At 57.6% G+C, this 2824-nt stretch carries 1 protein-coding gene and 1 pseudogene; one reads left to right on the plus strand and one right to left on the minus strand.

Features of this window, described 5'->3' with window-relative positions; translation table 11 throughout:
- Positions 1 to 2396: alpha-(1->3)-arabinofuranosyltransferase family protein (locus Q0M74_RS13695; RefSeq protein ID WP_293955392.1), on the plus strand; the 2396-nt coding region annotated here is incomplete at its 5' end.
- 88 nt (positions 2397 to 2484) lie between these two features.
- Here Q0M74_RS13695 and Q0M74_RS13700 read toward each other — a convergent pair.
- Positions 2485 to 2824, minus strand: a pseudogene (locus Q0M74_RS13700) (hypothetical protein); the annotation flags it as partial.

The following is a 2824-nucleotide window of genomic DNA, read 5'->3' on the forward strand; positions in this document are numbered from 1 at the left end:
GGTCCGCGGGCGTGCTGGCCATCAACTCCTGGTGGATCGGCCCCCTGTTGGTGCTGGGGCGATATGCCCCACCTTTTACTGAGTTCATTGAAAGCGCAGCTGTCACCACCAACTGGCTGAATCCCGTGGAGATTCTCCGGGGCACCACCAGCTGGACGCCTTTTGTGGATACCGAACGCCAGGCCGGCTACCTCCTGGTCAACAGCAGGATTTTTGTTATTCTCACCGTCCTGGTGGCAGCGCTGGGCCTGGCTGGTCTGGCCCTGATGCGCCGCCGGGGCCTGTGGGTCCTCATGCTGGCCGCTGGTCTGCTCCTCCTGGGATCCGCACAGTTGGCCCCGGTGCAGTCCTTCCTTGATGGTACGGGAGCACCCTTCCGCAACATCCATAAATTCGACCTCCTGGTGCGCATGCCCCTGATGGTGGGTGTGGCCGCACTCGGTGCGCATCTCACCGTGCCCAGAAACCTCAATCCCGGTAAACGGGATGCCGCCGGAATTCTTGTCATTTTGATTGCCCTCGGGTCCATCGCACCTGCCTGGTCCGGAAGATTATTACCTCAGGGCACCTGGGATGAGATCCCCGCCTACTGGCATGAGGCCACAGATTTCCTCAATCAGAATGCCGCAGGCACCCGCACCCTCATCCTGCCCAGCTCTCCTTTCGCACGCCAGGACTGGGGATGGACCCGTGATGAACCAGCCCAACCACTGCTTGATGTTCCCTGGGCTGTGCGCGATGCCATTCCATTGGTGCCACCCGAGGCTATCCGGGGACTGGATGGTTTAGACTCCCTGGAGGATTCACTGTCTGATGAGGCTTTGAAACGCCTGGGCATCGGGGCGGTATTGGTGCGCCATGATCTGGAAGCTGATGTTCCGGCGCCATACTTCGATGCACGCTCCGATGCAGAAAAACACACCTTCGGTGAGGTGGATGTCTACCTGATGGATCCCGATCGGGACATGTGGCTCAGCGACACGGATGTTCCCACCGTCGCTGGCGGTGGTGAAATCTTGTCATTATTAGACACCGTCAACGGGCACTCCCCCCATGAGTTGGTTGCCAAAGACGCCGATATTGTCACTGACACCCCCCAGTTGGTGGGTACCAACTACGGCGATGGCAATTCATCCGCAGCACTGGCTGATCTGAGTGAAACTGAGGTCAGGAACAGGTTGGTGGATTATCCTTCCACAGGCCCTATGACCACAGTGGTCACCGAAGGCGAGATCAGTGTGTCCTCCTCTGCCTCAGATGCCACCAGCTTTGGTGGGTCCAATCCGGACAGGTCCCCCAATTCCCTGGTGGATGGGCGCCGCAACACCGACTGGTATCCCACACCGGGCGATATGGAACCTTGGATCAAAATATCCGGTGCGGGAGACACCATGACCATCATCCCGGCAGATGATGTCACTGTGACTATAACCTCCGGCGGGTCAGTCTCAGTCCGTGACTTGGAAAAAAATAAGTCCACCACTTTCATACTGTCCCAACCAGAGGCACTGATCGAGCTGGAGCATTATGCGGGCATCTCCGAGATCACCATGGATGGGCTATCACGCACCATCACGGTTCCTGATACCTCACCCGATGTTCAGCAATTCCTCTTCCAACGCCTCACCGTCCCCACCTCCCACCTGGATCGCGCCTTCACCGCACCCCGCGACATGACCGTGACTATAACTGCCCAGTCCTGCCGCGATATCGAACTCAATGGGGAACGCCTCAGGTGTGGCACCTTGGAACTTCCACGCGGTCAGCACATGCTGCGCACCAGCTCAAAGTGGGTCACACTCACCGAAACAGTGCCGCAGATAAGCGCTACACCCACGGGTGGGGCCATCGCCGCCGCCGACCACGACCGGTTGCTGTTGACCTCCCGCGCCTTCAACCCCGGAGCTCGTGCGCTCATTGGCACCCAGCCCCTCACTCCCATCAGCATCGACGCGGCAGCGCAGGCTTTTGTCATTCCTGCTGGCTTATCGGGCGAGGTGGAGTTCAATTTTGCTGGCGAGAAGCCTTATCGCTTTAGTTTATTTGCTGGTGTGGGCCTGGGGATTCTCGTTATTTCAAGCTGTCTGATCCTAATCCGGCGGAGTTCGCGTGATGAGCTACCGTGGGAAGATCCGGGCACTGCACCAGCGGCGGTACTGCTGATGATCCCGGTATTCGGGTGGTGGCTGATCCCAGCCATTGCCGCCTGGACTATTCCCCGCTTCACCCTCATTCCCCACTGGGTAATGGCCTCAATCCCATTGGGCATTGCCGGATTGTGGTTGGCGCAGGCCCCCTGGCCCTCAGCTGCTTATCCAGGCGATTCAGCGGCATTGGTCTTTTTGGCCGGGGTATCAGTAGCAGCAGTGTTCATGCCGGGAAACCACCGGAAGTAGAGAAAAAGAGATGCCCCCAGAGTTTTTATCTCTGGGGGCATCTCTTTGAATCTTTTTTACTTATGGTTGGGAACGGATGGTTACAGGGCTAGAGTTTCGCCTTGTCAGTGTCCTTGGAGCCATCCACAATACTGACATTGTCTACATCTCTTATCTTCTCACCGAAACCACCCATCTCAGGAAGGTTTTCGGGGTGTTCGGTAAGAGGAGTCTTCTTTTTGCTGAAGATTGAAAGTAGACCATTCTGATAACCAACCGCGCCCAAGACTAGGACCACGCCGCCGACCTGCAGCAGGGTCGGGATCTCTGTGTAGATCACGGCTGCGATGAAGATGGTGGAGACTGGGGAGAGCAGCAGCAGACCGCCGGAGATGGTGGCGTTCATGTTGGCAGAACCAATCTGGACGAAGGTCCAGGCGATGAACTGT

The organism is uncultured Corynebacterium sp., from assembly GCF_945649885.1.
Lineage (GTDB): Bacteria > Actinomycetota > Actinomycetes > Mycobacteriales > Mycobacteriaceae > Corynebacterium.